The sequence below is a fragment of the Mycobacterium sp. genome (genome assembly GCF_035640695.1).
In the GTDB taxonomy this organism is placed as follows: domain Bacteria; phylum Actinomycetota; class Actinomycetes; order Mycobacteriales; family Mycobacteriaceae; genus Mycobacterium.
Window position 1 is genome coordinate 1 of the sequence record NZ_DASQVQ010000184.1, and the last position, 17869, is coordinate 17869.

Annotated in this window: 18 protein-coding genes and 1 pseudogene; 6 read left to right on the forward strand and 13 right to left on the reverse strand. The window is 67.4% G+C overall.

Annotated features, from left to right (window positions below):
* Nucleotides 1-375: pseudogene (locus VE759_RS21395) on the forward strand (transglycosylase); the annotation flags it as partial.
* Between the two features lie 4 nt (nucleotides 376-379).
* Here the strand turns inward: VE759_RS21395 and VE759_RS21400 are convergent.
* Genes VE759_RS21400 through VE759_RS21415 form a run of 4 tightly spaced genes read right to left on the reverse strand, consistent with a single transcriptional unit; the run spans nucleotide 380 to nucleotide 1960 of the window.
* Entirely contained in the window at nucleotides 380-805 is a 426-nt protein-coding gene (locus tag VE759_RS21400; protein WP_324936236.1) for a molybdenum cofactor biosynthesis protein MoaE, read from the reverse strand.
* Nucleotides 805-1281, reverse strand: a complete 477-nt coding sequence (locus VE759_RS21405; RefSeq protein WP_324936238.1) for a MogA/MoaB family molybdenum cofactor biosynthesis protein — start codon at nucleotides 1279-1281, stop codon at nucleotides 805-807. The genes VE759_RS21400 and VE759_RS21405 overlap by 1 nt, the downstream gene beginning before the upstream one ends.
* A complete protein-coding gene (moaC, locus tag VE759_RS21410; RefSeq protein WP_414687975.1) occupies nucleotides 1278-1760 on the reverse strand; it encodes a cyclic pyranopterin monophosphate synthase MoaC in 483 nt (160 codons plus the stop codon). Before moaC ends, VE759_RS21405 begins: the two co-directional genes overlap by 4 nt.
* Nucleotides 1760-1960 (reverse strand): hypothetical protein, encoded by a 201-nt coding sequence (locus VE759_RS21415; protein WP_324936174.1) that lies wholly within the window; start codon nucleotides 1958-1960, stop codon nucleotides 1760-1762. Before VE759_RS21415 ends, moaC begins: the two co-directional genes overlap by 1 nt.
* A 65-nt stretch (nucleotides 1961-2025) precedes the next feature.
* Here VE759_RS21415 and VE759_RS21420 point away from each other — a divergent pair, with 65 nt between their 5' ends.
* The gene (locus tag VE759_RS21420) at nucleotides 2026-4311 is read left to right on the forward strand and encodes a helicase-associated domain-containing protein (RefSeq protein ID WP_324936175.1); all 2286 of its coding nucleotides are present in this window, start codon (nucleotides 2026-2028) and stop codon (nucleotides 4309-4311) included.
* A gap of 18 nt (nucleotides 4312-4329) precedes the next feature.
* On the forward strand, nucleotides 4330-5979 hold the full coding sequence (locus VE759_RS21425) for a DNA repair helicase XPB (protein WP_324936177.1): 1650 nt from the start codon (nucleotides 4330-4332) through the stop codon (nucleotides 5977-5979).
* Between the two features lie 33 nt (nucleotides 5980-6012).
* On the opposite strand, the gene VE759_RS21430 is transcribed toward VE759_RS21425, so the two are convergent.
* Nucleotides 6013-6357, reverse strand: coding sequence for a cupin domain-containing protein (locus VE759_RS21430; RefSeq protein ID WP_324936179.1), 345 nt, complete (start codon nucleotides 6355-6357; stop codon nucleotides 6013-6015).
* A 159-nt stretch (nucleotides 6358-6516) separates the two neighbouring features.
* Here VE759_RS21430 and VE759_RS21435 point away from each other — a divergent pair, with 159 nt between their 5' ends.
* The 3 genes from VE759_RS21435 (at nucleotide 6517) to VE759_RS21445 (ending at nucleotide 9024) form a co-directional block, all read left to right on the forward strand.
* Nucleotides 6517-6942: a pyridoxamine 5'-phosphate oxidase family protein gene (locus tag VE759_RS21435; RefSeq protein WP_324936181.1), complete on the forward strand. Its 426-nt coding sequence runs from the start codon at nucleotides 6517-6519 to the stop codon at nucleotides 6940-6942.
* 24 nt (nucleotides 6943-6966) lie between these two features.
* A complete protein-coding gene (locus tag VE759_RS21440) occupies nucleotides 6967-7569 on the forward strand; it encodes a class I SAM-dependent methyltransferase (RefSeq protein WP_324936183.1) in 603 nt (200 codons plus the stop codon).
* Between the two features lie 69 nt (nucleotides 7570-7638).
* Nucleotides 7639-9024, forward strand: a complete 1386-nt coding sequence (locus tag VE759_RS21445; protein ID WP_324936184.1) for a glycoside hydrolase family 27 protein — start codon at nucleotides 7639-7641, stop codon at nucleotides 9022-9024.
* Between the two features lie 54 nt (nucleotides 9025-9078).
* On the opposite strand, the gene VE759_RS21450 is transcribed toward VE759_RS21445, so the two are convergent.
* The 8 genes from VE759_RS21450 to VE759_RS21485 all read right to left on the reverse strand — a co-directional run bounded on the left by VE759_RS21450 (nucleotide 9079) and on the right by VE759_RS21485 (nucleotide 17857).
* Entirely contained in the window at nucleotides 9079-11214 is a 2136-nt protein-coding gene (locus VE759_RS21450; protein WP_324936186.1) for a 3-hydroxyacyl-CoA dehydrogenase NAD-binding domain-containing protein, read from the reverse strand.
* A gap of 34 nt (nucleotides 11215-11248) precedes the next feature.
* On the reverse strand, nucleotides 11249-12460 hold the full coding sequence (locus VE759_RS21455; RefSeq protein ID WP_324936188.1) for an acetyl-CoA C-acetyltransferase: 1212 nt from the start codon (nucleotides 12458-12460) through the stop codon (nucleotides 11249-11251).
* 159 nt (nucleotides 12461-12619) lie between these two features.
* Nucleotides 12620-13429 (reverse strand): hypothetical protein, encoded by an 810-nt coding sequence (locus VE759_RS21460; protein ID WP_324936190.1) that lies wholly within the window; start codon nucleotides 13427-13429, stop codon nucleotides 12620-12622.
* A complete protein-coding gene (locus VE759_RS21465; protein WP_324936192.1) occupies nucleotides 13429-14469 on the reverse strand; it encodes a VWA domain-containing protein in 1041 nt (346 codons plus the stop codon). The genes VE759_RS21460 and VE759_RS21465 overlap by 1 nt, the downstream gene beginning before the upstream one ends.
* Complete coding sequence (locus VE759_RS21470) at nucleotides 14466-15521, reverse strand: hypothetical protein (RefSeq protein ID WP_324936194.1); 1056 nt, start codon at nucleotides 15519-15521, stop codon at nucleotides 14466-14468. The genes VE759_RS21465 and VE759_RS21470 overlap by 4 nt, the downstream gene beginning before the upstream one ends.
* Entirely contained in the window at nucleotides 15512-15985 is a 474-nt protein-coding gene (locus tag VE759_RS21475) for a hypothetical protein (protein ID WP_324936196.1), read from the reverse strand. The genes VE759_RS21470 and VE759_RS21475 overlap by 10 nt, the downstream gene beginning before the upstream one ends.
* Nucleotides 15975-16847 carry a DUF58 domain-containing protein gene (locus VE759_RS21480; protein ID WP_324936197.1) on the reverse strand — a complete coding sequence of 291 codons (873 nt, stop codon included), beginning with the start codon at nucleotides 16845-16847 and terminating at the stop codon, nucleotides 15975-15977. Before VE759_RS21480 ends, VE759_RS21475 begins: the two co-directional genes overlap by 11 nt.
* A gap of 8 nt (nucleotides 16848-16855) precedes the next feature.
* A complete protein-coding gene (locus VE759_RS21485) occupies nucleotides 16856-17857 on the reverse strand; it encodes a MoxR family ATPase (RefSeq protein WP_324936199.1) in 1002 nt (333 codons plus the stop codon).
* Nucleotides 17858-17869 lie beyond the last annotated feature (12 nt).

Sequence of the window (17869 nt, forward strand, 5' to 3'; positions counted from 1 at the left end):
GCCGACCCGGCATTGCCGCCGCCGGCGCCGGCCTCCGCACCTGCGCCGGCTTCCGCACCTGCGCCGGCCTCCGCGCCTGCGCCCGCCTCCGCACCTGCGCCGGCCCCGGCGGCGGACCCGATGGCCGCGCTGAACAGTGTCAACGTGCCGCCGCCGCTCTATGATGCCGCCAACCAGTTGGCCACTGACCTGCCCGCGCCTCCGGGCGGCCTGCCGAATCTGGCCAGCCCGAACGGGGGCCCGCCGGATCTCGGCCAGCTGCCGGAGCAGGCCCGCAACCTGGACTACCTGAAGCAGCTCTGGACCGCGGTTCAGAGTCAGGACATCAACATGAACGACTCGCTGCTGAAACTGCCCCAGCAGCCGACGGCCTGATCCGTCAGGCCGAGTTCACCCATTCGCCGGTTCCGTCGGCGAAGAACTGGTGTTTCCACACGGGTAGCCGCGCCTTGATTGCGTCGACGAGTCGCGCGCACGTTTCGAAGGCCGCCCGCCGGTGGTCGGCGGCCACGGCGACAACCAACGCGGCGTCGCCGACCGCGAGCGTTCCGATCCGGTGACTCGCCGCCACCGCGCGGACCCCGTCGGCGTGCTCGGCGACCTCGTTGAGCACCTCGGCCAACGCGCTCGGCGCGGATGGGTGCGCGGAGTACTCCAGGCGGACCACCGACCGCCCGTCGTCGTGGTCGCGGATCACACCGGCGAATCCGACCACGGCGCCCGCGGCGTGGTGTGCCACCAGGGCCTCGTGCTCGGCGAGGGCGATCGGCGCCTCGGTGATTTCGGCGCGCAGCACCACAGTCATCATGGGTGGTCCTTGCCGACGAGTTGGTCCAGGGCGTGATTGAGCACTTCCTGCAGCACCGTAAGCCCGTCGCGCACGCCGCCGGGCGAGCCGGGCAGGTTGACGACCAGTGTCCGCCCGGCCACTCCGCACACCCCACGCGACAGGATCGCCGTCGGTACGTGCGGCAGACCGGAGAGCCGGATCGCGTCGGCAAGGCCGGGGATCTGGAAGTCCAGCACCGCGGCGGTCTGCTCGGGTGTGGCATCCGTCGGCGAGATGCCGGTGCCGCCGGAAGTGATCACTACGTCGGTGCTTTCGGCGATAGCGGACCGCAATGCTTCGCCGACCGGGTCACCGTCGGGCACCACCACGGGTTCGGGCACGGCGAAGCCGAGGTGGGTCAGCCAGTCGACGATCAGCGGACCGCAGCGGTCTTCGTACCGCCCGCCGGCGGCGCGGGTGGATGCGACGATGACACGGCCGGTTCGGCTCAGCGGGTCCACGTGCCGCTGCGTCCGCCGTCCTTGCGCAGCACCCGGATGTCATCGATGCGCGCCGCCGGGTCGACGGCCTTGATCATGTCGTAGAGCGTCAGCGCGGCGACGCTGACGGCGGTGAGCGCTTCCATTTCGACGCCGGTGCGGTCGGTGGTGCGCACGGTCGCGGTGATCCCGACGTCGGACTCGCCCACCTCGAAATCGACGTCTACTCCGGTCAGCGCCAGGTGATGACACAGCGGGATCAGCTCGCTGGTGCGTTTGGCGGCGAGGATTGCCGCCACCCGGGCGGTCGCCAATGCGTCACCCTTGGGCAGCCCCCCCGATGCGATCAACGAGATCACTTCGTCGGTGGTCTGCAATGTTCCGGCCGCGACTGCGGTGCGCTTGGTCACGGCCTTCGCGGTGACGTCGACCATGTGCGCGGCGCCTCGCTCGTCGAGGTGCGACAGCCGGCCAGATGGTCCACTCACCACTACTTGTTGACCACCGTGACGGGATGGACGTATGGAAGCTCGTCGGTGGGCAGCGGGAACGCCAGCTCACCGAACGGTGACAGCGCCCCGGTGCGATCGGCCGCCAATTCGCTGATCGGATGGTCGTCCTCGCCGTGTGCGGGCCAGCCGTTGTCGACGTATCGGCTCTTTTGCGGTTTGGTGTCAGCGTTGTCAGCCACGCACCTATTCTGACAGCTGTCGCGCCAGATCGCGCCACCGGTTCGCTGCTTTACGCTGGTCAGCAATGACCGAACACACCGCGGAGGGCAGCAGCGAAGCGACCCGGGAACCAGCAGCTGTCGTCCCGCTGGGCGCCTGGCTGGCCGATCTGCCAGACGAGCGGCTGGTCCGCCTGCTGGAACTGCGGCCGGACCTTAGCCAGCCACCGCCAGGCAGCATCGCCGCGTTGGCCGCGCGCGCGCAGGCCAGGCAATCGGTCAAGGCCGCCGCCGACGAGCTGGACTTTCTGGCCTTGGCGGTCATTGACGCGCTGCTGGTGCTGCATGCCGACTCGGCAGCGGCACAGGTGACCAAGCTGGTGTCGCTGATCGGCGACCGGGCGCCGGAAGCGATGGTGACAGCCGCACTCGACCAACTGCGCGAGCGCGCCCTGGTGTGGGGTGACAGCGCCGTACGAGTGGTCGCCGAGGCCTCCGCCGGTCTGCCGTGGCAGCCCGGTCAGGTGATCCTGGAAGATACCGCGCGCAGCGCCGCCGAGATCGCCGCTCGCCTTGACGGCCTTGATGACGCGCAACGACGTCTCCTGGACCGGCTTGTCAACGGATCGCCGCTGGGCCGCACCCGCGACGCCGCGCCCGGCACTCCGGCGGACCGGCCGGTGCAGCGGCTGCTTGCCGCCGGGCTGCTGCGCCAGATCGATGCCGAGACGGTGATCCTTCCTCGCCTGGTCGGTCAGGTGTTGCGGGGTGAGCAGCCGGGGCCGACAAGCCTCGTCGCACCCGAACCCTCGCTGACGACGACCACCGTCGCCGACAGCGACGGCGCCGCCGCGGGCGCCGTGATCGACCTGCTCCGCGAAGTCGACCTGATACTCGAAACACTGGGTTCTGCACCGGTTCCCGAGCTGCGCAGCGGCGGCCTGGGCGTGCGCGAAGTCAAGCGGCTGACCAAGCTGACCGGCATCGACGAGCGGTGGCTCGGCCTGATCCTGGAGCTCGCCGTAGCCGCCGGACTGATCGCCGCCGGGATGCCGGATCCTGAACCGCCCGACAGCGACGGCGCGTACTGGGCGCCGACCGTGCAGGCCGACCGATTCAGCGAACTGTCCGCCGCGGTCAGATGGCGGCTGCTAGCCACCACGTGGCTGGACCTCGAGGCGCGGCCGGGACTGATCGGCCGGCGCAGCCCGGACGGCAAACCGTATGCGGCACTATCGGATTCGCTGTTCTCCACCGCCGCACCGCTGGACCGTCGGTTGCTCCTTGACCTCCTGTCTGAACTGCCGCCGGGCGCGGGGGTCGACGCCGCCGAGGCGTCGCGGATGCTGCTGTGGCGTCGGCCGCGGTGGGCCATGCGGCTGCAGCCCGAGCCCGTCGGCGACTTACTAAGTGAGGCGACCGCATTGGGCCTTGTGGGCCGCGGAGCGCTCACCACGCCGGCGAGAGCGCTGCTGGCCGGCGATCCAGACGACGCCGCCAACGCGATGACCCGGGTGCTGCCCGAGCCGATCGACCACTTCTTGGTGCAGGCCGATCTGACCGTCGTGGCGCCCGGGCCGCTGAACCGCGAGCTCGCCGACGAGCTCGCCGAGGTGGCCGTCGTCGAGTCCGCAGGCGCGGCAATGGTGTACCGGCTCAGCGAGCAGTCAATCCGGCGGGCGCTGGATACCGGGCGCACCGCCAGCGCATTGCACGAGTTCTTTAGGAAGCACTCCAAAACCCCGGTGCCCCAGGGCTTGACGTATCTCATCGACGACGTCGCACGCCGGCACGGCCAGCTGCGGGTCGGAGTGGCCAGCTCGTTCGTCCGGTGCGACGATCCGGCGCTGCTGGCGCAGGTCGTCGCGGCCTCGGCGGCCGCCGACTTGGAGATGCGACTGCTGGCGCCAACGGTCGCGGTGTCACAGGCGCCGATCGGCGATGTGCTCGCCCGCCTGCGTGATGCCGGCTTTGCCCCCGCGGCCGAGGACTCCTCCGGCGCGATCGTCGACCTGAGAGCGCGGGGCGCACGGGTCGCCACGCCGCCACAGCGGCGCACCCATCGGCCGGCGCCCGCACCAAGCAGTCAGAACCTGCAGGCCATCGTCGCGGTGCTGCGCAAGATGCCCGCCACGCCCCACAGCATGCGCGTCGACGTCGCGACGGCGGTTTTGCTGCTACAGCGGGCAGCCCAAGAGCAGACGAACGTGGTGATCGGCTACGTCGATGCGGCCGGCGTGGCCAGCCAGCGGGTTGTAGCGCCGGTCAGCGTGCGCGGCGGCCAACTGATCGCGTTCGATCCGGCGTCCGGCCGAGTGCGTGACTTTGCCATTCATCGCGTCACGTCGGTGGTCCCGGTCGACGGTGACTAGTCCCGGGATAATGGTCGGATGCCCGATGGACCGCTGATCGTTCAGTCCGACAAGACCGTGCTGCTAGAAGTTGAGCACGAACTTGCCGGCGATGCGCGGGCCGCGATCGCCCCGTTCGCGGAGCTTGAGCGCGCGCCCGAGCATGTGCACACCTACCGGATCACACCGTTGGCGCTGTGGAACGCCCGCGCCGCCGGACACGACGCCGAGCAGGTGGTCGACGCACTGGTCAGTTTTTCGCGTTACGCGGTGCCGCAGGCGCTGCTGGTTGACATCGTCGACACGATGGCCCGCTATGGGCGGCTGCAGCTGGTCAAGAATCCCGCGCATGGATTGACGCTGGTCAGCGTTGACCGTGCAGTGCTCGAGGAGGTGCTGCGCAACAACAAGATCACGCCAATGCTGGGTACGCGCATCGACGACGACACGGTCGTCGTGCATCCAAGCGAGCGGGGCCGCATCAAGCAAATGCTGCTCAAAATTGGTTGGCCCGCAGAGGATCTCGCCGGCTACGTCGACGGCGAGGCGCATCCGATCGCGCTGCGCCAGAACGGCTGGCATCTGCGCGACTATCAACAGATGGCGACCGAGTCGTTTTGGCAGGGCGGCTCGGGGGTCGTGGTGTTGCCGTGCGGCGCGGGTAAGACGTTGGTCGGAGCCGCCGCGATGGCGAAGGCCAGCGCCACCACACTGATCCTCGTCACCAATACCGTAGCCGGCCGGCAGTGGAAGCGTGAACTGCTGAACCGGACGTCGCTGACCGAGGAGGAGATCGGCGAATACTCCGGCGAGCGAAAAGAAGTCCGGCCCGTCACGATCGCGACCTATCAGGTGATGACCCGTCGCAGCAAAGGCGCCTACCGGCATCTGGAGCTGTTCGACAGTCGCGACTGGGGACTGATCATCTACGACGAGGTGCACCTGCTGCCCGCGCCGGTGTTCCGGATGACCGCCGATCTGCAGTCGCGGCGTCGACTCGGGCTGACCGCGACGCTGATCCGCGAGGACGGCCGCGAAGGCGACGTGTTCTCACTCATCGGGCCGAAGCGCTACGACGCACCGTGGAAAGATATTGAGGCGCAAGGCTGGATAGCGCCCGCCGAATGCATCGAGGTGCGGGTGACGATGACCGACAATGAGCGGATGATCTACGCGACCGCGGAACCCGACGAGCGCTACCGGCTGTGCTCGACCGTGCACAGCAAGATCGCGGTGGTCAAGTCGATCCTGGAGAAGCACCACGACGCGCAGACGTTGGTGATCGGCGCCTACCTCGACCAGCTCGAGGAACTCGGTCAGGAGCTGAACGCGCCGGTGATTCAGGGATCGACGAAGACGTCCGAACGCGAGGCGCTGTTCGACGCGTTCCGCCGCGGCGAGGTACCCACGCTGGTGGTGTCGAAGGTTGCGAACTTCTCCATCGATCTGCCGGAAGCCAATCTGGCCGTTCAGGTTTCCGGAACGTTTGGGTCACGCCAGGAGGAGGCACAGCGGCTCGGCCGGCTGCTGCGGCCGAAGGCAGAAGGCGGTGGGGCGTTCTTCTACTCCGTGGTGTCGCGCGACAGCCTCGATGCGGACTACGCCGCACACCGGCAGCGGTTCCTCGCCGAGCAGGGCTACGGCTACGTCATCAAGGACGCCGACGACCTGCTCGGCCCGGCGATATAGGGCCACGCCTCAGCCGCTACCCGCGCATGTGACCTATGGCTGCAGCCGAACCGGTTTGACTACCGTCAGCAGTACCACGGAGTCTTCGATCGCGTGCAGACCGTGCCTGGTCCGGGGGATGACGATGTGGTCACCCGGTGCGCCATCCCAGCCGGTTTCCGCGTTGGTCACCCGGACCCTGCCATGAAGCACCTGCAAAGTGGCTTCCCCGGGGCTTTCGTGCTCGTCCTGACTATTGCCGGCAGACAGCGCGATCAAGGTCTGACGCAACGTGTGCTCGTGCCCGCCGTAGACGGTGTGTGCGCTGCGGCCGCTGCTGGCTCTGCGCGCGGCCTCTAGGTGCTGTCGGGCGAGTGCGGTGAGTGAGATCTTCTCCATCGCGTTCCCTTTCTCCGGCGGCTCCGCTTCACTATCCGCCCATCCGATACGTGATGGCCAGTGGATAGACGAACCGACGGACTTCAGTCGGTCAGCGCCGGCTGACGTCAGCTCCCTGCGTACAGCTCGACTGTCGGTGGCCGCCGTTAGCCTGGCGACATGGCCCTATCGAAAGACGAGCGCGAAGCGTTTCTGGCAGAACCACATACCGCCGCGTTGTCGGTGAATGCCGGCGACGGCCGCGGCCCCCTGACCGTGCCGATCTGGTACCAGTACACGCCCGGCGGTGCGCCGTGGCTGATCACCGGGGCCGGCTCACGCAAGCACCGCCTGATCGAGGCCGCAGGGTACTTCTCGCTGATGGCCGAACGCGTCGACCCGACCGTCCGCTACGTCGCGGTCGACGGTCCCGTCAGCCGCATCGAGCCCGGCACCGACGAGCAGCTCGTCGAGCTGACCAAGCGCTATCTCCCGCCGGACAAGGTGGAGCCGTATCTCGAGTTCGCCCGTCGCGAGCATGGCCAAAGCGTGGCCATCTGGCTCCAGCCGCGGCACTGGCTTTCGGCGGACCTCGGCGCGCTGTAGCCACCCAGTATTACCGTGGGGCTCATGGCCTCTCGGCACATGTTGTTTCGGCTGTTCTACCGGCTGGGTTTCACCCCGTGGGACGGCCATCCATTGCCGAAGAGCCTGCGCAACCTGGTCGAAGGCGACGGCAATACACCTCCGCTGACGCCGTCGAACGCACTCGATCTCGGCTGCGGCACCGGCGACAACTCGATCTACCTGGCGCAGCACGGATGGCAGGTGACCGGCGTGGATTTCGTGCCCAAGGCCCTGGAAAAGGCCCGCGCGAAGGCGGCGACACGACATGCAACCGTCAAATTCGTCGAAGCGGACGTGACACGGCTGAGCACGCAGGGCGTCGGCACCGGTTTCGAGTTGATCGTCGACAACGGCTGCATCCACGGCATGAGCGACGACGATCGCGACGCCTATGTCCGCGAAGTCACCGCGGTCGCGTCGCCCGAAGCCCGGCTATTGATCGTCGCGTTCATCCCGGGCGGTTCCTACGGTGTGCCCGGCATCGATCCGGCTGAGGTCAATCGACGATTCGTGCCCGCATGGAATCTGCTGTCCGCCGGCGACGAGCCCCAACTCGACCACAACGGCAAGAACCCCGTACGCCACTACCTGTTTCAGCGCAAGTAATAGCCAAGTCACAGGCGATACGCAGTCGGTTGGGAGCGCCCACCCAGATTCGTCGGCCAGTCTCGGCCGGTGGGACAGCGACTCTGGTCGACGGTCGTGTCACTGACTGTCCTGGGCGGTGCGCTGACGACGGGATGCGGCGCGCCCAGTGAATCAGGCGCACCGCAACGGCTGATGCCTCCGATGGGCTGGAACTCCTGGAACTCCGGCATCGCGCTGACCGAAGAATCGGTCCGGCAGACCATCGACGCACTGGTTGATTCCGGAATGCGCGACGCCGGGTACCGCTATGTGAACCTCGATGCGGGCTGGGCCGCGCCGACCCGCGGGCCGCAGGGCCAATTGCGAGAAGACCCGCAGCGATTCCCCGGCGGCATGTCCGCGCTTGCCCGCTACGCACATGACCGGGGAATGCTGCTGGGCATTTATGCCAGTCCCTACAACGAGAGCTGCGGCCAGTACCCCGGCATCGCCAGCGCCGGACACGAGGCCACCGATGCGCGAACATTTGCGGCGTGGGGTGTCGACTACCTGAAATACGACTGGTGCCGTAACGATGCCAACCACGCCACACAGGTCAAAGTCTTTACTACGATGCGGAACGCGTTGCGCGCCAGCGGTCGTCGTATCTTCTACAGCATCAACCCGAACAGTTCGGACGATCACACCGCCGGCGTGAGGTACGACTGGTCCGGCATTGCCGACATGACTCGCAACACCACCGACCTCGTTCCGGTGTGGCGCAATGCATTGCCGCCGCTGGACAGCTCCGACTCATTCCTCACCGGCAGCTACCTGGGTGTGCCCGACGAGTTCGCCGCCGCCGCGCCGGCAGCCAAGCGAAGCAGGGCAGGGTACTTCAATGATCCGGACATGCTGGTGGTGGGCCTGACCTGGAGCGACTTCTTTGTCAATCACCTTGATGTGAACCGGGCACTGCTGGCAGCGGACAATTTGACGCCGGAGCGCCTGCAGAAGCTGCGCCAGAAGCTCGCGTTGTCCGACGCTCAGCTCCACTGGCGCGCGAGCGCGCAGCCCAGTCTCACGGAAGCCGAACAGCGCGTTCACTTCTCGCTGTGGGCGATGCTGGCCGCGCCGCTGCTCGCGGGCAACGACGTACGCTCGATGACAACGCAGACCCGCGACATCCTCACCAACAAGGACGTCATCGCCGTCGACCAGGATCCGCTGGTCGCCCAGGCAACAGCGTCCCCGCAGGACAACCGCATCCTCGCGAAGCCGCTCGCCGACGGCGGCGTCGGTGTCGCGTTGTTCAATCCCGACCCCCAGCCGGCCACCATCACAACGAGCATGTCCGCGGTCGGACTGCGCGACGCGTCCTGCTACACGGTCCGGGACCTGTGGACCCGAGCCGAGGAACGTGGCACGGGCGAGATCACCCGCACCGTGTCGCCGCACGATGTGGCGATGCTGCGGATCTCGGCGGCCTGCTGATGAGCCCTGGCGACGCTCCTGGCAATCGAGTGTGCGCTAGCGGCTAGCAAAAAACTACGACAGCAGCGAATCCGGCGGGGTGAAGCGGTCGCCGTACTTGGCCGCCAGCTCCCGGGCGCGCGCGACGAAGCCCGCCCTGCCGCCCGGGTAGCCGACGATGTACTGCGCGGTGCCGCCCGTCCACGGCGGGAAGCCGATCCCCATGATGGAGCCGATGTTCGCATCGGCGGTCGAAGTCAGCACGCCCTCGTCGAGGCACTTCTGCGTCTCCAGCGCCTCGGCGAACAACATCCGGTCGATCATGTCCTGCAGCGGCGGCCGCGACGCGCCCGCCTTGAACGTGTCGCGCAGACCCGGCCACAAGCCAACCCGCTTGCCGTCGGCGTATTCGTAGAAACCCTTGCCGCTCAACTTGCTTGGCCGACCCAGCTCGATCATCTTGTTGACGACCTCTTCGGCCGGGTGCGGGTGATACGTCTGGCCCGCTGCCTCGACGCCCTGCCGCGTCGCCTTGGCGATCTTCTGCATCAGCTCGAGATTGAGCTCGTCGGACAGCTGCAGCGGCGGCGCCGGGTAGCCGGCCTGATTGCCGGCGTGCTCGATGCTCGCCGGCTCCACACCCTCGCCGAGCATCGCGATCGCCTCGTTGATGAACGTACCGATCACTCGGGAGGTGTAGAAGCCGCGGCTGTCGTTGACCACGATCGGGGTCTTGCCGATCTGCATGGCCAAGTCGATCGCCTTGGCCAGCGCCGCATCCGAGGTCTTTTCGCCGCGGATGATCTCCAGCAGCGGCATCTTGTCCACCGGCGAGAAGAAGTGCAGGCCGATGAAGTCCTCGACCCGCTGCACCCCGGTTGCCAGTTCGGTGATCGGCAGCGTCGAGGTGTTGGATCCCAGCAGCGCGTCGGGCGCGACCACCGGCTCGATTTCGGCGAACACCTTGTGCTTCAGGTCCACCGACTCGAACACCGCCTCGATCACCAGATCGGCGCCGGCCGCGTCGGAAGCGTCGGCCGTCGGGTGGATCCGGGACAGCAACGCCTCGGATCGCTCTTGGGTCGTCCGGCCCTTCGAAAGAGCCCTGGCTTCCAGGCTTGCGGAATACTGCTTGCCCTTCTCGGCCGCGTCCAGGCTGACGTCTTTGAGCACCACCTCGATGCCGGCCTTGGCGCACACGTACGCGATCGCGGCGCCCATCATGCCCGCACCGAGCACGGCGACCTTCTTGAACGTCGTCTTCTCGAACCCGTTCGGGCGAGACCCGCCGGAGTTGATGTGCTGCAGGTCGAAGAAGAACGCCTGGATCATGTTCTTCGCGATCTGGCCGGTAACCAACGACGCGAAGTAGCGGCTCTCGATCCGCGACGCGGTGTCGAAGTCCACCTGGGCGCCCTCGACCGCCGCCGACAGGATCGCCCGTGGCGCAGGCATCGGCGCGCCCTTGAGTTGCTTCTTCAAGTTCGCCGGGAACGACGGCAGGATCGCGGCCAGCGATGGCGACGACGGGCTGCCGCCGGGCATCTTGTAGCCCTTGGCATCCCACGGCTGCACATGCGCGTCCGGGTTGGCGTTGATCCACGCCTTGGCGGCCGGCACCAGCTCCTCGACCGTCGGCAGCAGCTCGTCCACCAGCCCGATCTCCTTGGCCGCCGCGGGCTTGAACTGGGTACCGGAAGCGAGCACGTTGACGACCGCGTTCTGGATGCCGAACATCCGCACCGTGCGGGTGACGCCGCCGGCGCCGGGCAACAGCCCCAGCGTCACCTCGGGGAAGCCGATCTTGCTGCCCTTGACGTCGGCCGCGATGCGATGATGAGCGGCCAGCGCGATCTCCAGACCGCCGCCGAGTGCCGCGCCGTTGATCGCCGCAACCACCGGCTTGCCCAGCGTCTCCAGTGTGCGCAGCTGCCTCTTCACCGTCTCGAGGGTGTCGAACACGTTGCCCGCGTCCTCGGGCTTGGCTTGAACCATGGTTTTCACGTCACCACCGGCGAAAAAGGTCTTCTTCGCGCTGGTGATCACCACGCCGGTGATCGAATCCTTCTCGGCGACAAGGCGATCGACGGCCTTGCCCATCGATTCGATGTACGCCTCGTTCATTACGTTGGCCGACCCCGTCGGATCGTCCAGCGTCAACGTGACGATGCCGTCGGCATCCTTGTCCCACTGAATGGTGTTCTCGGCCATAGAGATTGGGTTCCCTTCTTGAAAGACCAGACTCTCAGACTCGCTCGATGATGGTCGCGACGCCCATGCCACCGCCGACGCACAGGGTGACCAACGCGCGGCGGGCATTGCGGCGCTCGAGCTCGTCGACCATGGTGCCAAGGATCATCGCGCCGGTGGCGCCCAGCGGGTGGCCCATCGCGATCGCGCCGCCGTTGACGTTGAGCTTCTCGTCGGGAACGTTGAGGTCCTTCTGGTACTTCAGCACCACGGACGCGAACGCCTCGTTGAGCTCGATGAGGTCGATGTCGTCGAGCGTCAGGCCGGCCCGGTCGAGTACCTTGCGGGTCGCCGGCTGCGGACCGGTCAGCATGATCGTCGGCTCGGAGCCGCTGGTCGCGGTCGCCACGATGCGGGCGCGCGGGGTCAGGCCCTGCGATGCGCCGGCAGCTTCAGAACCGATCAGCACCAGCGCGGCGCCGTCGACGATGCCCGAGCTGTTGCCGCCGGTGTGGACGTGGTTGATCCGCTCGACCCAGTGGTACTTCTGCAGCGCGACGTCGTCGAAGCCGCCCATCGAGCCGATCATGTCGAAGGCCGGCTTCAGCTTGGCCAAACCCTCCATCGTGGTGTCGGGCCGCATGTGCTCGTCGTGGTCGAGGATTACCAGCCCGTTCTGGTCCTTAACCGGCACCACGGACTTGGCGAAGTAGCCGCCCGACCATGCCGCGGCCGCGCGCTCCTGGGAACGCAGCGCGTAGGCGTCGACGTCCTCGCGGGACAACCCCTCCAGCGTGGCGATCAGGTCGGCGCCGATGCCCTGCGGCACGAACGACACGTCATAGTTTGTGGCGGGGTCGGTGGCCCACGCGCCGCCGTCGGATCCCATCGGCACCCGCGACATCGACTCGACGCCGCCGGCCAATACCAGGTCGTCCCAGCCCGAGCGCACCTTCTGCGCCGCGGTGTTCACCGCCTCCAGGCCGGAGGCGCAAAACCGGTTGAGCTGCACCCCGCCGGTGGTGTCGGGCAGGCCCGCGGCCAGCACGGCTGTGCGGGCGATGTCGCCGCCCTGGTCGCCGACCGGCGACACCACGCCAAGGATCAAGTCGCTGATCAGGTTCTCGTCCAGATCCGGGAACCGCCGGCGGAGCTCGTCGACCAGGCCGACGACCAAATCAAGCGGCTTGACCTCGTGCAACGAGCCGTTCTTCTGCTTGCCGCGCGGCGTGCGGATGGCCTCGTAGATGAAGGCTTCTTCGGACATGACTGTTCCTCTTCGATTCCAGTTCGTCGGTCGGAAGGGCGGTACCGATGTGCCCGTCTCACGGAGAGTATCTCCCTGCCCAACCAGCCTAACAGGGCGCTAAACCAACCTGTTGGTTGGCTGCTGGCGCTTGCGCTCGTTACAGCCCGCCTGCGCCTATCACGGCCCGCTCTGCCCCGACGCGTCCGAGTTCGCCAGCGCCTCCTGCAGCCGGTCCAGCGGGTTGCCCGCGCCGGGGTCGAGACGCAACTCGGGTACCGGCCCGCTGCCCGGCAACCGGTCGGCCCCGACATCGGTCAGGCTCGGCGATCCCGGGCCTACAACCCCCGCGGGCGGCGCAGCGGGCGGAGGTGCAGGCGGCGCAGCGGGCGCGGGCGCGGGCGGCGGTGCGAGCGGCGGCGGTGGAAGATGCAGATTATTGATCTTCTGCGCCAGCCGCGCGGCGGCGTCGTTGCGGACCGCACGACGCTCTTTGTCGGGATCGTTGTTGCCCTGAAAGCAACCGGCGGGCGCGTCGTTGATCACCCTCAGTGCCGCGAAGTAACGCTGCTCGGCCTCGGCCAACTTGCGATCCCAGGCGGCGACATCACCCTGTCTCTCGCGCACCAGCTCGAGGTTGACCCGCACCGGGCACGACCCCGAAGCGGCGGTGTGCGACAAAATGTCGGCGAACCGCGAATCCGCCTCGGCCAGGTTGCCGTCCACCGCCGCCAGATTGGCCTGCCAGAACGAAACCTTTTCGGGCTCGACGATGTTGAGAAAGCCCATCGCCGCGACGTCGCCACGCAGCGCGTCGACGTTGTGGCGAGCGAGGTCGGACGCCGCCGCGTTGCCGGCGATGACCACGGACATCAGCTTGTAGGCCAACACCAGGGCCACGATGCCAACCGGTGCGGACAGCAGGAAAAGCCGTCGCCGCAACCGAATCCGCGACGGCGCACGTACCGGGCCGGGGTCGCGTCGCAACATCACAATTCCACGTCCCGACGCGCCAACCGATTGCGGCGGAAGTGGCGAATTGTCAGACAGATCTCGATCAGAACCAGAACCGCGGCAGGCAACGTCAACACCCAATAGAGTTCCGTGCGCTCGACGCCAAGAGTGGTTGCGGCGCCGTTGCTTTCGGCGTTGACGGCGGAGACCACCGAAGCGATGCCCTGTCCACCTTCGCGATGAACGTAGCCAACACCGAGCTGACCGGCGATGGCGCGCAAAGCCTGTTCATTGATGGCCGAGTTCAGCGCGGTGCCGGTCTGCGCGTCGGCGGCGTACACCAGGTCGCCGTTGATGATTTCCCGCGGGATGGGGCCGCCCGCGGATGTGCCGTAGCCGAGCACCGCTCCGCCGGCCACCCGCGCCGAGCCGAGGTCAAATTTGCCCTGCGGCGCGCGTGAGCCTGGGGCTCCCGCACCGACGTAGAACACCAGGTTCGCTGACCGTGGGTACTGATGCTCTGCCTGATACAGCTTGTACCGCAGGGTGTCGCTGGCCGCGGCGGCGTCGACCTGATACATCGAGTCGGGCTGCATCGAGGTGTACGGCGACAGTCCCGCGATCATCGGCCGCAGACTCCATATGTCGTCCGACAGCGGCCAGTCGGTGGCCGACCTCGACGAGAACGAAATCACCGCGAAACGGGCGCGCGGGTATTGATCGATCAGCGCGGTGATGTCGCTGCGGATGCCGGCCATCCGCGACTTGTGGTCGCCGAAGTCCTGGACGCGCAAGTCCACCGATCGGTCGACGACGAAGAACACGTTGACGTTTGAGCCGGCCGCGGTCGCCGCCGGGCCCGACGACGGCCCCGCGCTCTGGATGCTGGGACGCGCCGCAGCGAGCAACACCAGCAGCACCGCGGCGGTCAGGCCGCTCCAGCGCAGCACCACGCGGGCGCGGCGTCCCGTAGCGGTGGGCCGAAGCGCCCGACGCAGGGCAACCAGCCGGATCGCAATGAGCACCACGGCAACGGCAACCAGAAACACCGCAGGAATCACCGGTGCAAAGGTCATCGGCGCACCACCGCCAGCGCGACGCACAACAAGGCCGCCACGAACACGCCGGCGACCAGCGGCACATTCGGGTAGTCGCCGGGTCGTGTGATCGTCGTCGCGCCCGCGCCAACCACCGCCGGCGGGTGGGCGCGGATTCCGTCCAGCATCGCGACCAGCTGCCGATCGTCGGCACCGGCCGCGTCGTAGGTCTCGAACCGCCCGCCCGTGCCGGCGGCGATCGCGTCGAGATTGGTCGCGGCCCGCGCGTCCGATCGGCTGATCACGTTGATCTGGACACCAGCCGCCGCAGCCGTGTCATGAAGCTGCTGATCGGAGAACAGCGCCCCGCGTTGCTCATCAGCGTCACGAATGTTGCTCGGACCCAAGTAGATCAGCGAGCGCCGGTGTGCCGCCTTGTCGTTGGAGGAGGGGAAACCGGCCATGCACAGCGCAAGGACATCCTCCACGCTGCGCGCATAGTCGACATAACGCAGCGGTCGAGAGAAATCCTCGATGCCGGCGCGCAGCTCGGTCATCTGCACCGCAGGCATCGGGTTCTTCGCGTCCAGGTTCTGTTGCAGCGAGGCGAGCTTCGCGTAGCGGCTGAACTGGTCGGCCGCGAACTGGTAGTCGCGAGTCAGCGGCACCACCCGCAGACTGGGCGACGTCAGGCCGATGCGCTGGGTGTCGAAATGCGGCACGCGTTCGGCAAAGTAGTCCAAGAACCCGGCGGTTGCCGGATCGGTGACCGGCTCACCGACGCACAGCATGATGTCTTCGGCGTGCGCCGCGTCGCCGTCATAGTCCGCGAACGAAAACCCGGCCGGCCGCGAACTCGCCAGCAGCGCCTCCAGGAACAGGACGACCAGCAGCGCGACGAGCCCCAGCATCGACCAGAACTGCAGCCGCACGACGCGGGCGTATTCGGGCAGCCGGGTCAGCCGATCAACGTGCGCCAGCGGCCGCAATCGACGGCGGACCTGCGGCATCGGCAGCAGCGCCGCCAACGTGACGCAGACCGCCAGACAAACCAGTCCGGCGACCACGACCGGCCACCACCTCAGCTCCACGACCGGATCAGCTCCTCGGCGTCGCGCCCAACACCATCGACGTCAACGCCCGACGCCCCGTTGAACTGGGCGTCGTTGAGCGCGCAGAACAGCGGAGCCGCCGGAGCCAGGTCGCTGTCGGTCATGTCAGCGACGTGCATGAAGTGCGCCATGCTGTTCGTCGTCAGCGCGAGAAAGCTACGCAACGTGCGCCTGATCACCGCGGCCGTCTGCGCCGCGGACAGCTTGCCGGCTCGGTAATCGTCGCGGGCGGCGCGGATCGAGCCGGCGAACCAGCGCCGGATCAGGCGGCCGTGCACCGTCCGGATCAGTGGGATTCGACGCAACGATTCCGTCGGCAGCGTCCAGACGTAAACGCCTGCGGCACAAGCCATGACGGCGGCCAGCATCGCCGCGCCGAGGACAAGCCACCACGACGAATAGGCGGCGGGGGCTCCGAGGTAGCGCAGCAGATCATCCGGCATGACTGAAGACCTCGGTCATTTCGATGATCTTGTTCCGGATGTCGCTGGTTGCGCCGATTTTGGTATGCGGTATCGAATATCCCGTCAGGACAGCGTCCAGCCGCTGCGCGCGGGCGCGTTCGGCGCGGCGATAGGCGGTGATGACGTGCTGGCCGACCGCGGCGCCGTTGAGCACCAAGCGCCCCGAGGCAACGTCGTAGCCATCCAGGTCGTCCTCGCCCCCGCCGACCGCAGGCATGTCCGACACCATCGCCCACATCACGTCGTGGCGTCCGGACAGCTGTCGCAGCACGTCGTCGAGGCGGCGGTCCACCTCGGGCTCATCGGAGACGATGATGATCAACATGCGGCGCCGGTGTCCGCTTGCGGCGTAAGCCAATTGGGTGACGATGTCGCTCGCGCCGGGACTCGACAGGGTGTGTCGATAGAACCGGTCCAGCAGGCTTTCGATGTGGGATTCGCCGCGCCGATCACGGATGTTGGCCGATCCGCGGGAATCCCCGTACACCATTCCGATCTCGTCCAGCCGGCCGAGCGTGATCAGCCCGATCGCACCCATCACGTTGACGGCGATGTCGCGTTTGACCTCCCCGCTGGGCGCCAGCGCCGACATGTTCCGGCCCGCGTCGGCGACAAGCAGGATCTTGTGGTGCTTTTCGGACACGAATCGCTTGATCAGCACCGTGCCCGAGCGTGCCGAGGCCTTCCAGTCGATGTCGCGGACGTCGTCTCCGGGCACGTACGGCCTGAGCTCGTCGAATTCGAGTGTGCGGGTGTGCAACAGCGCGTAACGGCCGCCCTTGAGTAGCCCGCGAGTGTTGGTGCCGAAGTGCGTCTTGGCCCGATTGAGGTGCTTGCCCACAACCGGCCCTAGGGCACTCTGACCGCTTGCAGCACCGCGTCGACCACATCGTCGGATGTCACCTTCGCGGTGGCGGCCTCGAAGCCGAGGATCAGCCGGTGCCGCAACACCCGGTGGGCCAGGCTTCGAAGGTCGTCGGGGATGACATGGTCGCGGCCCGACAGCACCGCCAGCGCGCGTGCGCACTTGCAGAACGCAATGGTGGCGCGCGGGCTGGCGCCGTACTCGATGAGCCTGGCCAGCTGCGCCGGCAGGTACTGCTGCGGACTGCGGGTGACGGCGACCAGTTCGCTGGCGTAGTGCATCAGCACCGGGTCCATGTGCACGTTGCGGACGATCTCCTGCAGCCGCTGGATGTCCTCCAGGCCGACCACAGGGCGGTTGCGCTGATCCTTGTCGTACACCCCGGCGTCGATGCGGGCGACGACCTCGACCTCCTCCTCCGGAGAGGGATAGCGCAGGATCTCCTTGAGCATGAAGCGGTCGGTCTGAGCCTCCGACAGCGGATACGTGCCCTCCTGGTCGACCGGGTTCTGCGTCGCGATCACCAGGAACGGCTCGGGTATCGGATACACCGTGCCGGCGATGGTGGTCTGGCGCTCCTCCATCGCCTCGAGCATCGCACTCTGGGTCTTGGCGGAAGAACGGTTGATCTCGTCGAGCAACACCACGTTGGTGTGGACGGGACCCAGCTGGGTGGCGAAGGTGTGCGTTTCCGCCTCGTACACCTGAGTGCCGACGATGTCGCTGGGCAGTAGGTCCGGGGTGCACTGGATGCGCTGAAACCCACCGCGAATCGACTCGGCGATCACCCGGGCCGCGGTGGTCTTGGCCAGACCCGGCACACTCTCGATCAGGATGTGCCCGCCGGCCAGCAGGCCGATGAGCAGCGACTCCTTCAGATTCTCCTGCCCGACGACCTTCGCGGTGAACGCGTGGGACATCGCTCCCACGATGTGCGCGGCGTCGCGCATGTCGCTGCGATTCGGTTGTACTCGTGTTGCAGTCATTGATACCTATTC